Here is a 15,690-nt window from a genome sequence, read left to right on the forward strand (position 1 = left end):
AAGATTATGAGTTTGTTTCACATCGCAGTTTCAGGCACAAGAGGGACGAACAAAAGGATCATGCCATGAGCACGCCAAATATCAGCTTTGAATTTTTTCCGCCGCAGTCGCTGGAGGCGTCGTTTCGCCTATGGGAGACGGTGCGTGTTCTGGCGCCGCTGCAACCCAAATTCGTTTCGGTCACCTATGGTGCGGGCGGCACAACCCGCAAACTGACACATGAGGCCGTAACAACCATCGGCAAGAACTATGGCGTCAATGTTGCGGCCCATTTGACCTGCGTAAACGCCTCCAAGGAAGAAACGATGGAGATCGTCAATTCCTATGCCGAGGCCGGCGTGACCGAATTGGTGGCCCTTCGTGGTGATCCGCCCAAAGGTCAGGAAAACTTTACGGCACATAAGGATGGGTTTCAGACCTCGATCGATCTGATCGAAGCCCTGGCCAAAGATGGGCGTTTCAACATCCGTTGCGGTGCCTATCCCGAACCACATCCCGAAAGTGCCGATACATTGGCAGATGTACGCTGGCTGAAGCGCAAGGTAGAAGCGGGCGCGACATCGGCCATCACTCAGTTCTTCTTTGAAGCAGACACGTTCTTCCGCTTCCGCGATCTTTGCGAAAAAGAAGGCGTGAATGCCAAGATCATACCGGGCATCTTGCCGATCCAATCCTGGAAAGGCACGAAACGGTTTGCGCAATCCTGTGGCACCAAGATCCCCGCGCATCTGGAAGAAGCCTTTGAAGCCGCTGTGCGCGATGACCGAGAGCAGCTTCTGGCAACCGCGCTGTGCACCGAGCTTTGCGATACGCTGATCCAGGGCGGTGTCGAGGATTTGCAATTTTACACGCTAAACCGCCCGAACATGACCCGCGATGTCTGCCATGCGCTTGGCATCACGCCGCGCGCCAGCTTGGAAGATGTGGCCTGATCCATAGGTCATCGACGCTTAAAACAGCAAACGCCCCGATGTCCGCATGAAACGGTTTTCGGGGCGTTTTTAATTTCATTGCAGATGATTACACCGCAACATCGGCCTTAATCGCAGCATGCGGCGCATAGCCATCCACAACAAAATCTTCGATTTTGTAACCGTCGATACTGTCGGGCTTGCGCGCAAGCTGCATCGTGGGGAACGTGCGCGGCGCACGTGACATTTGTTCGCGCGCCTGATCCAGATGGTTCAGATACAGATGCACGTCCCCACCTGCCCAGATGAATTCGCCCGGCGTCAGCCCGGCTTGTTGCGCCAGCATCAGCTGAAGCGCGACAGCGCCTACATAATTGAACGGCGCCCCCAACAGCAAATCGACCGAGCGTTGGAACATCAGGCAATTGAGCCGGCCATCCGAGGTGACATGATATTGATACACCATATGGCAGGGCGGCAGCGCCATTCCACCCAGCTCTGCGACATTCCAGCCATGAAACAGCATCCGGCGGCTTGACGGGTTTTCCCGCAGAGTTTGCACCAGCGTGGCGATCTGATCATATTCTTGCCCATCCGCCCCCATCCAACGGCGCCACTGTTTGCCGTAAACCGGGCCCAGCTCCCCCCATTTCGCGGCAAAGGCATCATCGGCTACGATCCGCGCCTCGAATGCCTCTTGCGAGATATCCTCGCCGCTTTCACGGCGATAGGCCGCAAGGGGCCAGTCGCTCCAGATGCGAACATTTTCGCGCAGCAAAGGCTGGATATTCGTGCCACCGGTCAAAAACCACAGCATCTCTTTTACAGCCGTTTTCCAATACACCCGTTTGGTGGTCAGAATGGGCACCTGCCCACCAGACAGGTCAAACCGGACCATGGCCCCAAAGACAGACCGGGTACCAACCCCGGTCCGGTCGACCCGCTCATCCCCGCTGGTCAAGACCCGATCCATCAGGTCAAGATACTGATATTCTGGATGGCGCATCGCACGATCTCCCGTCAAAAAATCTGCTCCTCTATGTGGCGGATTCGCCCGCGCGGCACAACCTTTCACTGGCTGGGACTGACGCTCAACGGACAGGCAAGGACACATACCAACGCACAAAAGCGTCGCCAACCACATCGATAAGTTTAACTTTGCACATCCCTACATATCGCGGATCATTTTGCGCTTCTTACCATATCCGGCATTCACCCCCGCGCAGTGTCGCAGCGATGGCACGCCATCGGCGGAAAGCGTTAACCAGACTATGCCGGATAATTGACTTTCCGTGACCTATACAGGAGCCTTCCCCCCAGGCAGGACCACAGAAAGAAAATAACAATGTCGAGATTTGCGCTCCCTTTGACGGCGCTGTTGGCGCTTGGGCTGGCAGGTTGCAGCGGCTCTGCCGTGATCCAACCTGAAGACGAAACCACAGAAGAAACCAGCGAAAGCACGGATGAAACGCCGACAACGGTAGATAGCACTGACCCGAACACTGACAACGCGATGTTCTTATTCGACGAAAGCGCAAGTTTAACGCTGAATTCCGTCGAATATGACGATACAACCGATACATTGGTGATCAACAACCTGCCCTATGACGGGCCAGACATGACCTATGATCGCAGGGGTGAATTTAACGGCGTGCCGATTTATGCCAGCCGTCAAAGCTCTATCGGCGGTATTCCGACCAAGGGGATCTTGGATTACTACGCTGTCTTTATCAGCAATGACGATATGGAAGCCATGAGCGCCGCCAGCTCGGACTGGCAAAACGCGGGCTTTGCCGGTGCCAAGCTGCAGCGCAATACATTTGCCCTGCCAGCAGGCGATTCTGGCACGAATATCGGTGAATATATTTATATCGGGACCTATGCCGCCACGCGGACCTTCAACGGTAAGACCGGGCTGGAATTTGTGACAGGCGATATCAACCTTGCGCTGGACATCCTGGACGTGGATCCCGACAGCGGGCAACAGGGTACCGTGATGGGCACGATATCAAACCGCGCGCGTCAGACCACCGATGGGGTTAGCAAACGCGCATTGCCTAATGTGCAGCTGGAAACCGTAACATTTGAGACCGATACCGGACGGTTTGAGGGCGGCACAGCGACCTCTTATCTGCCGAATGCCTCGACGGTCACGGTGCAAGACAGTGGCAGCTATCAGGGTATGATTGCGGGTGACGATGGCACAAGCATGGGCGCTTTGGTCAACATCACCGGCCCGGCCGAGATGCAAGAGGTCTATTATGAGGTCATCAAATGGGAGGGCACGCAGCCTGTCGCCGGGATCGACCAATCCGGCCAGCCTATCGTCGTAGACACACCGATCTCTGGCACCGTTTCTGCACTGGAGCAAATTGGCGCGGATACCGTGCAAACCCGGGTTGAAGCGGGCGAAAGCGTCGGGACATTGGCCGCAACATTGACCGTGCCAAGCAATGTGACCGTGACCTCGCAATCCACATCTCTGGACAGTCAGGTGTTCCAATCGGATGAAACCGCGCGCGAATTGGGTGTGGCGATCTCTGAACAAGTCACGGAGTAAGCGAATGCCGCGATTTGCGCGCATTGCCAGCTGCACCGCCGCGATGTTTGCGGCGGTGCTTTGTGCTGCGGCGCTGCCCCCTTCCAATGCCTATGCACAATCTCCAACGCAGGCCGGGTCAGACACGCCACAGCGCCTGACCCGTGCGCAGGCACGCGATTACGCACGCTCCTTGCTGGAGGCAAAGCAATACCGTGCCGCCCGCGCAATCGCGCAGGGGTTGTTACAGGCCGATGCACAGGATTTTGATGCGCTTTTGGTGTTATCACGCGCGCAGGCCGAATTGGGGGAACTGGACGCCGGGCGCGATGCCGCGGGGCGTGCCTGGGATCAGGCAGATAGCGACGGGCAGAAATACCTTGCGGCCTATACGATGGCCCAGGCCCTGAACGCTGGGGGCAATTACACCCGGGGCCAGCTGTGGCTGCGCCGGGCCGCAGAACATTCCCCTGAACCGATGCTGAAGGCAATCGCCCGCACCGAATTCGGCCGGATGCGCGAACGCAATCCGCTGTCAGTCAACCTGCGCTTTGCGATCATGCCCACCTCCAACCTGAACAATGGCTCTGCCGAGGCATGGCAACCTGATGATCTGCCCTTTGCGGTGCAGCCCAGTGGATCTGGCCTGCCACTGTCTGGCGTGGCCGGATCAGTGGGGGCGGATCTGTCCTACCGTCTGGCACGGCACGCGCAGTCGGAAACCTCTGCCCTGTTTGGGGCCGATTATCGCAGCTATGCCTTGTCATCGGACGCCAAGCGCAAGGCGGAAGATGTCTCGGGCGCCGATTTCGCCTTTGGCAGCGTGGCCATTGGGTTGGAACATCGCGGCACGTTGCAGCCGAACACACGTGATTATCGTATCGCGGGCCGTGCCGGGCGCAGTTGGTATGGCGGTGATGGGCTGTATGATTTCGCACGTCTGGATGCCGGATTGGGCCAACGCATTGCCCCACGCGACATTTTGCACCTACGCGGCGTGACCGAACATCAAAAGGGGCTTGGCACGCGCTCTGATGTCGACCGGCTGCAAGCCAGCCTGACATGGAGCCACCTGACCGATAGCAAAGACCTGCTCAGCCTTGGCCTGACAGTTCTGGACAGCGACAGCACAGGCGAAACATTGAACTATCGTCAGGTCGCGCTGGATCTTGGCTATCGCCTAGGGGCACCGGTAAAAGGCGTTTCATTGGATCTGGGCCTTGGCCTGACCCATCGTATGCATCCTGACTTTCCGTTCATGCGAGACGGGCAAAGCGACACCTCTGCCGACGCGCATCTAAGCGCAACATTCTCCCAGGTAGATTATTTTGGCTATGTCCCGGTTGTCACCTTGAATGCGCGCAAATCCATTGCGGATGTGCCGCTGTATGAAAGCGAAAGTCTGGGTGTTTCCGTCGGGTTGCGTTCGGCGTTCTGACAACGGGGGTTGCCGTCGGCAACCGATGCGCTACCGTTTGCCGCGAACTGGATCGGTGGTGGCCTACCATGTGCCGCCTGGATCCTGACAAAAAGGAAAATGCTATGAAGATCGAATATTTGCATACAATGGTGCGCGTGCTGGATCTGGACAAGACCATCGCGTTTTTCAAGCTTCTGGGTCTGGTTGAACGGCGCCGGATTGAAAATGAAAAGGGCCGATTTACATTGGTGTTCCTGTGCCCACCCGGACAAGAGGATGGCCGCGCCGATGTCGAGCTGACCTATAATTGGGATGGCGATACCGGCTTGCCATCTGACAGCCGCCATTTCGGCCATCTGGCGTATAAGGTCGAAAATATCTACGAGCTTTGCGCGCAGCTGCAAGCGGCAGGTGTGACGATCAATCGTCCGCCACGCGATGGTCATATGGCCTTTGTCCGCTCCCCTGACAATGTGTCGATTGAGCTGCTGCAAATGGGGGACGCACTGCCCCCGGCAGAACCTTGGGCAAGCATGGAAAACACCGGCAGCTGGTAAGCCGCGTCAAAAATCCAGCCCGCGCACCCAAAAAGCATTGGCGCAGTGCAACGATCTGCGGCCCCCGATCGGGGCCGTTTTCATTTGCTAAACTTATCGGCCAGACGCTGCAATGGGCTGCGCGCATCCGCCTGCGGCACAGCGTCGGCTTTGGCCGCAGGCGTGGCCTTGCCCATGGGTGCGTCAGAGGGCGCTGCAGCCTGGGGCACAGGCTTACCCTGTGGCCGTGTCCCTGTGGAGCTGCGCGGCGGCGCAACACGCAGGCTGACCGCGTTCAGAAACTTGGCACTGTCACCCGCCGCCAGTGCAGGCGCACCGTCCGACAAGCCGCGCATCAAATCATCCAGCATTGTGGCCTCCGCCTTGGCGAAATCCCCCAGCACATAGGCGGCAACACGGTCCTTATGTCCGGGATGGCCAATCCCCAGCCGAACGCGCTGATATTCGGGCCCAATATGCCCATGGATAGAGCGCAAACCATTATGCCCAGCGTGCCCGCCACCTTGTTTTACCCGGCATTTTCCGGGTGCCAGATCCAGCTCGTCATGGAACACGGTAATCGCATCCGGCGTCAGCTTATAAAAATCCACCGCCGCACGCACAGCCTGCCCCGACAGGTTCATAAATGTATCAGGTTTCAACAGCGCGATACGTTGTGACCCCAAGCGGCCTTCGCTCAACTGCCCATGAAACTTACTGCGAAACGGGGCAAAACCGTGATCCACCGCAATCTGATCCAGCGCCATGAACCCTATGTTATGACGGTTTCCCGCATATTTCGCGCCCGGATTTCCAAGCCCCACCCAGAGTTGCATCGCCTTGCTCCTGTGTCATCGCAGTCATGGGCCTGCGCCCAGATAATGGGATAGGATATGGCGGTGCAAGGGGAAAGAGCCTTACCCGCCGATTGCCACCCCTTGCGAGGTCCGACCCAAAGCAATAGCACTGAGCCTGCCAAAAAATGAAAGATGCCCCATGATTACATTGATCGTCGCACGTGCACGCAACGGAGCCATCGGCAAGGGCAATGAAATCCCGTGGCATGCGCCACAAGACCTGAAGATGTTTCAACGCGAAACCATGGGCGGGGCAATTATCATGGGCCGTAACACATGGGACAGCCTGCCATTCAAGCCGCTGAAAAACAGGTTCAACTGCGTCGTGTCCAAAGACACCAGCCTGTCCGAGAACGTGTTCCAAGACATCAAAAGCGCGATTTCCGCCTGCCATGCGCAGGGCCATCAACGAATTTACGGTATCGGCGGCGAAGGAATTTACAAGGCGATGCTACCATTGGCACAGCGGTTGATGATCACCGAAGTGGATCTGACCATTGATGCGGCCGACGCCTATTTTCCCGAAATTGACGAAGCCGACTGGACACAACTGGCCCGGCGCACCCTGCCCGATGACCGGTTGACCTGCACATTGCGGGAATTGGTGCGCAAAGACATGACACCCTTCGCAACGCGCTGACATGCGCGAAAGGCCAACAGGCCAATCGCGTCATGTTAGAAGGCAAAGCCGGCACTCAAAACCAAAGCACTTACACAGGCACTGATACAAACATACTCATCAACCCGGCTCCGCCACCCCTTGCCCACCACTTGAGGCCGGTAGGCACAAGATGGCAAGGAGACATTAACAACCTGCCAACAAAATTCATTTTTGTAAAGCATTTTCAAATACTTAGCGTAGGTTATTATAAGCCAACTTATCAATCCATGCCTTCAAGGCGGTCACCGCGGCTGGCTCATCCAGAAATGGGATATGCGCGCGGTCGGGGACCTGTGCGAAAATCATATCGGGACGGCGCTTGCGCATTTCATCCGCTGTGGCCTGCGACAGCAATGCCGAGTTTTCTCCCCTGATCAAACAAACCGGCAAAGCTTGTAAGGCATCAAAGGCAGGCCAGGCCTCTGGCAGATCACCCTGAAATGCGGCCAGGAATGGCTCTCTCAACGCTGGATCATATTTAATACGCAGCCCTTCGGGCGTTTCGTCATATTGGTTGCGAACCTCTTGCGCCCAGCGGCTGGCAGGCACATTCTTGAACCCCGCCATCAGCGCAGGCAATTTCGCTGCCAGATCGTCATAGGTTTTGGCCGCAGGCTGACGGCCGATATAGTCGAAAATATGATGCAATCCCGCGGTTTCTAACTTCGGCCCGACATCATTCAGGCAAACCCCCAATAGACGCGCCTGCGCCACCATGCCCAGATACATCGCTATCAGCCCCCCACGAGAGGTTCCAAGGATCGCGGCCTGCTTGATCCCCAAATGATCCAACAAAGCCAGTGCATCGGCCCCCTCTTGCAGCACTGTATAACTGGCAGCGCCGGTAAAGGCCGATTGCCCGCGCCCGCGATAATCCATTCGGATCAGCTGAACATCGCGCAGATGCGGCGCGACATAGTCAAAATCACGCATATTTCGGGTCAGCCCTGACAATGCCAGAACCGGCACCCCCTGCCCTTCGACGGAATAGGCAAGCATCGCGCCATCGGCTGCAGCAAAAAATTTCGTCGTCATGGGGCCCCCTATGGTTTGCATACCAAACCAACTATAAGATAGGGACAGGAGAACACCACGATGATGATTGCCCCATTGTATATGATTGCCGCGCTTGCCGAAATCGCAGGCTGTTTTGCTGTTTGGGCATGGCTGCGCAGCGGCCACAGCATATTCTGGCTCATCCCTGGCATTGGGTCTTTGGTCTTATTTGCCTATCTGCTGACGCTTAGCCCGGCCGATACGGCGGGGCGGGCCTATGCTGCCTATGGCGGGATCTACATCGCGGCATCTTTGGGATGGATGTGGAGCGCCGAGGGCCAAGCGCCTGACCGCTGGGATCTGATCGGGCTGCTCCTGTGCCTATGCGGCGCAGCAATCATCCTATGGGCGCCGCGCAGCGGCTAGCAAAACGGGCCCCAAAGGGCCCGCGCAAGGTTTCACATAGATGACAGCAGATCAGATATTGTCTGATTGCGGCATGCCCAAGACATGATAGCCGCTGTCAACCGTGACGATTTCGCCAGTGGTGCAATTGCCATAATCCGAGGCCAACCAAACCGCTGTGCCGCCCACCGCCTCTAATGTCGCGTTCTGGCGCATAGGTGCATTGGCTTCGGTATGACGGAACGTTTTGCGCGCTCCGCCGATCGCGGCACCTGCCAAGGTTTTCATCGGGCCGGGACTGATCGCATTGACCCGGATACCCTGTGGACCCAGATCATTGGCCAGATACCGGACCGAGGATTCCAGCGCCGCCTTGGCCACACCCATAACATTGTAGAACGGCGTGACCCGGTTTGACCCGCCATAGGTCAAAGTGATCATCGACCCGCCTGCTGGCATCAGCTCGGCGGCGCGATTGGCCACATCGATGAAACTATAGCAGCTGATATCCAAAGCGACCTTGAAATTGTCGCGCGAGGTATCTTTGAACCGCCCGGCCAATTCCGACTTATCGGCAAAGGCAATGGCATGGACCACGAAATCAATCGTGCCCCATTCCTGTTTCAACGTGGCAAATGCGGCATCCATCGACGTGTCATCGGTGACATCCACATCCACCATCAGGGTTACGCCAACGCTATCGGCCAGCGGCTTTACCCGCTTACCAAAAGCGTCACCCTGATAGGAAAATGCCAGTTCTGCACCTTCCGCGGCCAAAGCCGAGGCGATGCCCCACGCAATAGAGCGCTCATTGGCGACACCCATGACAAGCCCACGCTTGCCCTTCATCAAATCAGCCATGTGCCTTAATCCAACTTAATCGCGATATTTACTCATCAACAGCGACGCGTTGGTGCCGCCAAAGCCAAAGCTGTTCGAAAGGATCGAATCATGCTCGACATTTTCCACGACTTCGGTCGCGATTTCTTCGGGGCGAATCTCGGGATCCAGCTGCGTGACATTGATAGATGGCGCGATAAAATTGCCCTCCATCATCAGCAACGAATAGATCGCCTCATTGACACCGGCCGCACCCAACGCATGGCCTGTCATTGATTTGGTCGATGAAATCGGCGCGTGATCTTCGCCCAAAACGCGGCGCACGGCCTGCACTTCGGTGACATCGCCAACCGGGGTCGAGGTGCCATGCGCATTCACATAGGTCACTTTGCGCCCTTCTGGCAGTGTCGACATCGCCAGCTTCATGGACCGTTCGCCGCCCTCACCCGAAGGGGCAACCATATCATAGCCATCCGAGGTCGCGCCGTAACCGGTGACTTCGGCATAAATCTTGGCACCGCGCGCTTTTGCGTGCTCCAGCTCTTCCAACACCAACATGCCGCCGCCGCCACCGATGACAAACCCATCTCGGGTGGCATCAAAGGCGCGCGCCGCCGTTTCGGGCGCATCATTATATTTCGATGACATCGCGCCCATTGCATCAAACAAGCATGACAGCGACCAATCGACCTCTTCACCGCCACCGGCGAAGACGATGTCTTGTTTGCCCATTTGGATCAGTTCGACACCATTGCCAACGCAATGCGCCGAAGTCGAGCAGGCCGACGTGATCGAATAATTCACGCCTTTGATCTTAAACGGCGTCGCAAGGCAGGCGGACACGGTGGATGACATGCATTTCGTCACCATGAAGGGGCCCATCCGTTTCGGGCTGCCCTTTTCTTTGACGATCTGATGTGCCTGGAACACGTTCGAGGTTGACGGACCGCCAGACCCTGCAACAAGGCCGGTGCGTTCGTTCGACACCTGCTCATCGGTGAGGCCTGAATCCGCGACCGCCTGTTTCATGGCAACATAGGCATAGGCCGCAGTCGGCCCCATAAAGCGCAATTGACGCTTGTCGATTTCAGCGGCCAGATCGATCTGCGGCACGCCTGCGATCTGACTGCGGAACCCGTTGTCCGCGTAATCTTGCTGGAACGTAATGCCAGAGCGGCCAGCTTTTAGGCTGTCCGAAACTTCGGCGGCGGAATTGCCGATGGGGCTGACAATGCCCAGACCGGTGATGACAACGCGGCGCATGGGGCCTCCTGTTTGTTCGGGTAGATCAGGTCTCGGACAGAGCGACTTTCATATCCTTGACCTGGTAGATCACTTCGCCATCCGCCTCAACGATGCCGTCGGCAACGCCCATGGTTAAACGGCGGGTCTGGATCGCTTTGGTAAAGTCGATTTTATAGGTCAGCATTTTACGGTCTGGGCGCACCATACCGGTCAGCTTTACCTCACCAACGCCCAAAGCATAACCGCGACCCTGCCAGCCACGCCAGCCGAGGTTGAATCCGGTCAATTGCCACAGACCATCCAGCCCAAGGCAACCGGGCATGATTGGATTTCCCGGGAAGTGGCAGTCGAAAAACCACAGATCAGGTGTGATATCGAATTCAGCCAGAACGTGGCCTTTACCATGCGCACCGCCATCGCCCGAAATTTCGGTGATGCGGTCCATCATCAGCATCGGTGGTGCTGGAAGCTGCGCATTGCCCGGGCCGAAAAGCTCGCCACGCGCGCATTTCAAAAGATCGTCCCGATCAAAGCTCGACGGAAAATCTGCCATAAGCCAATGTCCCCTTTGGGTAGTGTTCTGCCCCCTCTAACACCGCCACACATGATCACGCAAGGATGTAACCTTGCCGCAGCGCGGCGTAAATCCAGCGCCCCCACCGCTTGGCGCTGTGAATTGCCTCTGTTTACATGGGATTTCACGCCATCATGACCGGATTGATTGAAACCCCGGCCCATCCAGTGCATATTACAGTTCAGGAGACCGGATATGACCACGATTACACCAGAACAGGAACGCGGGCGCGATTGGCTGGCCAAAGGCGGGCTGCGCCCCACACGGCAGCGTCTGTCGCTGGCGACCTTATTGGTGGGCGACGGCGAAAACCGCCATGTCACCGCTGAGGGCCTGCATACCGCCGTGCAAGCCGCCGGTGACAGCGTGTCTTTGGCCACGGTCTACAACACGTTGCGGGCGTTTTGCGATGCCGGCCTGGTGCATGAGGTCACAGTAGACGGCACGCGCAGCTATTTCGACACGCGGCTGGACGATCATCCGCATTTCTTTTGGGAAGATGAAAACCGCATCTCTGACGCCCCGGCAGCCGATCTTGAAATTGTCCGCCTGCCAGAGGCGCCACAAGGCTATGAAATCGCGGCCGTCGATGTCGTTGTCAGGCTGCGCAAACTGTAATGTCGCGGATCAATGCGGGTGTTTGATAAAGATCTGACCCCGATCACCAGCACGCAATGTATCGCGAACCTGTGGAAAATCGCCGTGGCGCACCAGCTCTAGAAAACGGCGATTCATCCGGGTTTGGTCACCTGGATACAGCGCCTCCCACCCTTTACCATAAACGTCAGGCAGAACAAACTCACCTGGATCACGCTTGTCGATCCGCTTCTTGATCTTATCCAGAAGTGCGCTTTGCATTGGCATCTCCGTTGCTGTCATGGAGGTTGGATGTGGGGCACCGAGGCCCCAAGGCAAGACCAAACAGATCAGATTGATCCAGCTTCAACCATATAATTATTGGCTGTGCACATCGACGCATCGTCAGAAGCCAGGAACAGCACCATCCGCGCAATATAATGCGGCTGAATCAAATCCGGCAGACATTGCCGTGTGCGATGCGATTCCAACGCCTCTGGGCTGGCCCATAAGGTTTTTTGCCGATCCGTCATCACCCAACCGGGCACGACTGTGTTCACCCGGATCCGGTGGCGCCCCAGATCACGCGCCATTGTCCGCGTCAGCCCATGCACCGCCGCCTTGGCCGTGGCATAGGCGGGGAAATCACCACTGGCCTGCCACCAGCTGTTGGACCCCATATTGATGATAGAGCCGGCACCCTTATCAATCATCCCCGGCGCAACAGATTGAATCGCAAAGAACATATGACGCAGATTCACATGTTGGCGTTCATCCCAATAGGCTGCGTCAATCTCTTTCCAATCATGGCGATCATCGCGCGCGGCATTGTTCACCAAGACATCAGCGGGGCCGTTGCGCTCGGCCAGGCGCGTTAAAGCGGCCTGAAACGCGTCAATATCGCGAATATCGGCCTGCTCAAATGCCACATCCAGCCGCGAGGCCAAACCCGCGCCCGCCTCTGCATCCAGATCAACAAAGCCCACACGCGCCCCCTGCTGTGCAAATGCGGTGACAATTTCGGCACCAATGCCAGAGGCACCGCCGCTGATGATCACCGATTTCCCAGCCAGGCTTGGATAGATCGCAAATTGCTTATTCATTGAAAATCTCCTCTTCCCCAAGCGCGACGATGCCCCCGCCCCGCCTAACGTTCAATGAAAAACGACGCTTTTTCTGCCCAGGCTGTGTTTGACGTGGCGACCGTGAATATCCGCCCCCCAACAGCGCCGCAGCCATTACCATAGAAAAGGCACCCCGAAGGGTGCCTGCCGTTGTCAACAGATCCGCGCCGGATCAATCCTTCGCGCGTTCTACATAAGACCGGTCTTCGGTCTGGATCACGATACGCGTGCCTGCGCCAATATGCGGCGGCACCATAACACGGATATCACCGGTGCATGTCGCCGGTTTATAGGACGAAGATGCGGTCTGACCCTTGACGACCGGCTCTGTCTCTTCGACCTCAACCGTAACACGCTGGGGCAATTCGATCGCGATACATGCGCCGTTATAGGTTTTCAGATAGACCCGCAGACCATCGCGCAAAAACACTTTGGCGTCGCCGATGACGTCATCTTGCACCGAGATCTGCTCATAGGTGTTTGGCTCCATGAAATGGTAGCCTTCGCCATCGTCATACAGGAAATCATATTCCGTTTCCTCGACATGGGCGCGTTCCAGCGTCTCGGTCGTTTTCCACCGCTCGGACACTTTGGTGCCATCGGAAATGCGGCGCATGCTGACCTGCGTGACAGGCGTGCCTTTGCCGGGGTGAAAATTCTCAGCGGTCAACACAACATAAAGTTGTTCGTTGATTTCGACGACATTGCCCTTGCGCACTTGCGAGGCGATGACTTTGGCCATGATCGGTTCCTTGGCTTTGGGATGGCCCGTGATTGGGCGATACACTGTCAGGCACTGGCGCCCGGATGGCGTGTCGCCTAAACCATTCTTGAGCAGAATTCCAGTTCAAAGCCGATGCAGGAGCCGCCTTGATGCCCGAAACACCGTTGTGGGACCGTGATCGCCATGCAGATCGCCGGCCAGCGCTGCTGGCACGCAACCGGATCCAATCCGCGATCCGCAATTGGCTGACAGCGGAGGATTTCATCGAGGTCGATCCCTGCGCGCTGCAAATTAGTCCGGGCAATGAAACCCATCTGCATGCATTCGCCACCCAGGCCGTTGGCAATGATGGGGTCGCGCATATGCGCTATCTGCATACATCGCCGGAATTCGCGATGAAAAAGCTGCTGGCCGCGGGGGAGGAACGAATTTTTTCCTTTGCCCATGTATGGCGCAACCGCGAGCGTGGCCCCCGCCACAGCCCGGAATTCACCATGTTGGAATGGTATAGGGTTGGCGCTTCCTACGAGGTTTTGATGGAGGATTGCGCACAGATTTTGGCGCAGGCCGCGCGGGCGGCACATATCGATAGGCTGCGCTACAAAGACGCAAGCTGCGATCCCTTTGCCACGCCAGAACGCATGTCCGTACAAGAGGCCTTCACCCGCTATGCAGGTATCAATCTGTTGTCCAGCGTCGACCCCGATGGCAGCACAGATGCCGCCGCCTTGCGGACACAGGCCCGCGCCGCCGGTCTTCGCGTGACTGAGGAGGACAGCTGGTCAGATATGGTGTCGAAAATCCTGGTGGAACGGGTCGAGCCGCATCTTGGCCATGGTCGCGCAACGATTTTGGACCGCTATCCAACACCCGAAGCAGCACTGGCCCGGCGCACCCCGGATGATCCGCGCGTGGCTGAACGGTTTGAACTTTACGCCTGTGGGGTCGAACTGGCGAATGGGTTTGGCGAATTGACCGACCCGGTCGAACAACGCGCCCGATTCGAAGCCGATATGGCCGAGAAAATGCGAATTTACGGCGAAACCTATCCGATCGACGAAGATTTTTTGGCCGCATTGGCACATATGCCAGAGGCATCGGGCATTGCTATGGGGTTCGACCGGCTTGTGATGCTGGCCACCGCCGCGCCTTCTATTGATGCCGTGATTTGGGTGCCTGCCGGCTAACGGCTAGAGGAAGGGTGTCAGGTGCCGATACAGGCGCAAGACCTCCATCGACACGACCTCCAAGGCGCGTTTATGCGTCGCTTCCAGCACAACTTCTGGCGCGCAGCCTTCGTCATGGGCCTCAAGAAAGCGTTCGGCACATAAGCACCAACGATCACCGGGCTTTAGCCCCATAAAACCGTATTCCGGGCGCGGCGTTACAAGGTCATTGCCGATATAACTGGACCAGGCCAGAAATTCTGCCGTCATCAATGCGCACACCGTATGACTGCCCTGATCTTGTGCACATGTATTGCAATGCCCATCGCGAAAAAATCCGGTAACCGGGGCCATCGAACATGGTTCTAACGCTGTTCCCAGAACATTGACCGATGGCTCTTTGTCCATACCGCATCCCCCGCTAGATGACCTGCGCACAAATGCGCATGGTCCAAGCCTGACGCGCGGCTGATCCAGTGTCAACGGCTTGTGCCGGAACACACGCGCAGTTCAATAGATGTAGCGGATCTGATCGGTCCAATACCGTTCCATCCGGCGCAGGGTTCGGTTCATTTCGTCCATCTGGTTGAAATCAATCACACCGCGCTGCTCCATACCATCCGCATGGCGTTCAAAAAGCTCTTCGACCGCGTCGCGCAAATTGCGCCCTTTTTCGGTCAGCTTCACCCGCACGGATCGCCGGTCAATTTCGCAGCGTTGATGGTGCATATAGCCCGTCTCAACCAGCTTCTTGAGGTTGTAGCTTACGTTAGAGCCCTGATAATAGCCGCGGCTTTTCAGCTCACCAGCCGTTACCTCATTCTCACCGACATTGAACAGCAATAGCGCCTGCACAGGATTGATTTCAAGTATCGCAAGACGTTCAAATTCGTCTTTGACGACATCCAAAAGCAAACGGTGCAAACGCTCCACCAGTGACAGGGTGTCAAGATACCCGGTCATCAAGCCGGGACGTGTGCCGTCCTTCAGCTCGTTCAATTCGTCTTGGCCCACCGGGGTCTGAATACTCATCCTGTTCTCCGCTATATCACTCCCGGAGAAACATTGCCTCAGAACCGCAAATTTTCAGTTAAGCGCAGAAAATCTTTCAACAAT

General features: G+C 56.8%; 19 protein-coding genes. 8 read left to right on the plus strand and 11 right to left on the minus strand.

Annotated features, from left to right (window positions below; translation table 11 throughout):
• The first annotated feature begins 65 nt into the window (after positions 1-65).
• The gene (metF, locus tag BFP70_RS16075) at positions 66-932 is read left to right on the plus strand and encodes a methylenetetrahydrofolate reductase [NAD(P)H] (protein WP_066012670.1); all 867 of its coding nucleotides are present in this window, start codon (positions 66-68) and stop codon (positions 930-932) included.
• An 88-nt stretch (positions 933-1,020) separates the two neighbouring features.
• On the opposite strand, the gene BFP70_RS16080 is transcribed toward metF, so the two are convergent.
• The gene (locus BFP70_RS16080; protein ID WP_066012671.1) at positions 1,021-1,917 is read right to left on the minus strand and encodes a thymidylate synthase; all 897 of its coding nucleotides are present in this window, start codon (positions 1,915-1,917) and stop codon (positions 1,021-1,023) included.
• Positions 1,918-2,256: 339 nt separating this feature from the next.
• On the opposite strand from BFP70_RS16080, the gene BFP70_RS16085 reads away from it, so the two are divergent.
• The 3 genes from BFP70_RS16085 (at position 2,257) to BFP70_RS16095 (ending at position 5,427) form a co-directional block, all read left to right on the plus strand.
• Entirely contained in the window at positions 2,257-3,471 is a 1,215-nt protein-coding gene (locus BFP70_RS16085) for a hypothetical protein (RefSeq protein ID WP_066012672.1), read from the plus strand.
• 4 nt (positions 3,472-3,475) lie between these two features.
• Positions 3,476-4,888, plus strand: coding sequence for a tetratricopeptide repeat protein (locus BFP70_RS16090; RefSeq protein ID WP_066012673.1), 1,413 nt, complete (start codon positions 3,476-3,478; stop codon positions 4,886-4,888).
• Between the two features lie 104 nt (positions 4,889-4,992).
• The gene (locus tag BFP70_RS16095) at positions 4,993-5,427 is read left to right on the plus strand and encodes a VOC family protein (protein ID WP_066012674.1); all 435 of its coding nucleotides are present in this window, start codon (positions 4,993-4,995) and stop codon (positions 5,425-5,427) included.
• An 80-nt stretch (positions 5,428-5,507) separates the two neighbouring features.
• On the opposite strand, the gene pth is transcribed toward BFP70_RS16095, so the two are convergent.
• Entirely contained in the window at positions 5,508-6,242 is a 735-nt protein-coding gene (pth, locus tag BFP70_RS16100; RefSeq protein WP_066012675.1) for an aminoacyl-tRNA hydrolase, read from the minus strand.
• Positions 6,243-6,402: 160 nt separating this feature from the next.
• Between pth and BFP70_RS16105 the strand changes: the two genes are divergently transcribed.
• Positions 6,403-6,903: a dihydrofolate reductase gene (locus tag BFP70_RS16105; protein ID WP_066012676.1), complete on the plus strand. Its 501-nt coding sequence runs from the start codon at positions 6,403-6,405 to the stop codon at positions 6,901-6,903.
• 213 nt (positions 6,904-7,116) lie between these two features.
• On the opposite strand, the gene BFP70_RS16110 is transcribed toward BFP70_RS16105, so the two are convergent.
• Positions 7,117-7,959, minus strand: a complete 843-nt coding sequence (locus tag BFP70_RS16110) for an alpha/beta fold hydrolase (RefSeq protein WP_066012677.1) — start codon at positions 7,957-7,959, stop codon at positions 7,117-7,119.
• Positions 7,960-8,019: 60 nt separating this feature from the next.
• On the opposite strand from BFP70_RS16110, the gene BFP70_RS16115 reads away from it, so the two are divergent.
• Entirely contained in the window at positions 8,020-8,346 is a 327-nt protein-coding gene (locus tag BFP70_RS16115; RefSeq protein WP_218059683.1) for a YnfA family protein, read from the plus strand.
• A 51-nt stretch (positions 8,347-8,397) separates the two neighbouring features.
• On the opposite strand, the gene BFP70_RS16120 is transcribed toward BFP70_RS16115, so the two are convergent.
• From BFP70_RS16120 to fabA, 3 genes are read right to left on the minus strand one after another with little or no spacing between them, the layout of a single operon-like run.
• A complete protein-coding gene (locus BFP70_RS16120; protein ID WP_066012678.1) occupies positions 8,398-9,186 on the minus strand; it encodes an enoyl-ACP reductase in 789 nt (262 codons plus the stop codon).
• Between the two features lie 15 nt (positions 9,187-9,201).
• Positions 9,202-10,428 carry a beta-ketoacyl-ACP synthase I gene (gene fabB, locus BFP70_RS16125; RefSeq protein WP_066012679.1) on the minus strand — a complete coding sequence of 409 codons (1,227 nt, stop codon included), beginning with the start codon at positions 10,426-10,428 and terminating at the stop codon, positions 9,202-9,204.
• A 25-nt stretch (positions 10,429-10,453) separates the two neighbouring features.
• Entirely contained in the window at positions 10,454-10,963 is a 510-nt protein-coding gene (gene fabA, locus BFP70_RS16130) for a bifunctional 3-hydroxydecanoyl-ACP dehydratase/trans-2-decenoyl-ACP isomerase (RefSeq protein ID WP_066012680.1), read from the minus strand.
• A gap of 216 nt (positions 10,964-11,179) precedes the next feature.
• On the opposite strand from fabA, the gene irrA reads away from it, so the two are divergent.
• A complete protein-coding gene (gene irrA / locus BFP70_RS16135; RefSeq protein ID WP_066012681.1) occupies positions 11,180-11,602 on the plus strand; it encodes an iron response transcriptional regulator IrrA in 423 nt (140 codons plus the stop codon).
• A 9-nt stretch (positions 11,603-11,611) separates the two neighbouring features.
• On the opposite strand, the gene BFP70_RS16140 is transcribed toward irrA, so the two are convergent.
• From BFP70_RS16140 to efp, 3 genes are all read right to left on the minus strand, one after another.
• The gene (locus tag BFP70_RS16140; protein WP_066012682.1) at positions 11,612-11,842 is read right to left on the minus strand and encodes a hypothetical protein; all 231 of its coding nucleotides are present in this window, start codon (positions 11,840-11,842) and stop codon (positions 11,612-11,614) included.
• Between the two features lie 68 nt (positions 11,843-11,910).
• Positions 11,911-12,663, minus strand: a complete 753-nt coding sequence (locus tag BFP70_RS16145) for an SDR family NAD(P)-dependent oxidoreductase (protein ID WP_066012683.1) — start codon at positions 12,661-12,663, stop codon at positions 11,911-11,913.
• Positions 12,664-12,856: 193 nt separating this feature from the next.
• The gene (efp, locus tag BFP70_RS16150; RefSeq protein WP_066012684.1) at positions 12,857-13,426 is read right to left on the minus strand and encodes an elongation factor P; all 570 of its coding nucleotides are present in this window, start codon (positions 13,424-13,426) and stop codon (positions 12,857-12,859) included.
• Between the two features lie 131 nt (positions 13,427-13,557).
• Here efp and epmA point away from each other — a divergent pair, with 131 nt between their 5' ends.
• Positions 13,558-14,595, plus strand: coding sequence for an EF-P lysine aminoacylase EpmA (gene epmA / locus BFP70_RS16155; protein ID WP_066012685.1), 1,038 nt, complete (start codon positions 13,558-13,560; stop codon positions 14,593-14,595).
• A 3-nt stretch (positions 14,596-14,598) separates the two neighbouring features.
• Here epmA and BFP70_RS16160 read toward each other — a convergent pair whose 3' ends face one another.
• Both BFP70_RS16160 and BFP70_RS16165 read right to left on the minus strand, forming a co-directional pair.
• Entirely contained in the window at positions 14,599-14,982 is a 384-nt protein-coding gene (locus BFP70_RS16160; protein ID WP_066012686.1) for a DUF2237 family protein, read from the minus strand.
• A 102-nt stretch (positions 14,983-15,084) separates the two neighbouring features.
• Positions 15,085-15,606: a MarR family winged helix-turn-helix transcriptional regulator gene (locus BFP70_RS16165; protein ID WP_066012687.1), complete on the minus strand. Its 522-nt coding sequence runs from the start codon at positions 15,604-15,606 to the stop codon at positions 15,085-15,087.
• Positions 15,607-15,690: the final 84 nt, after the last annotated feature.

Source organism: Thioclava sp. SK-1 (assembly GCF_001705665.1).
GTDB lineage: Bacteria > Pseudomonadota > Alphaproteobacteria > Rhodobacterales > Rhodobacteraceae > Thioclava.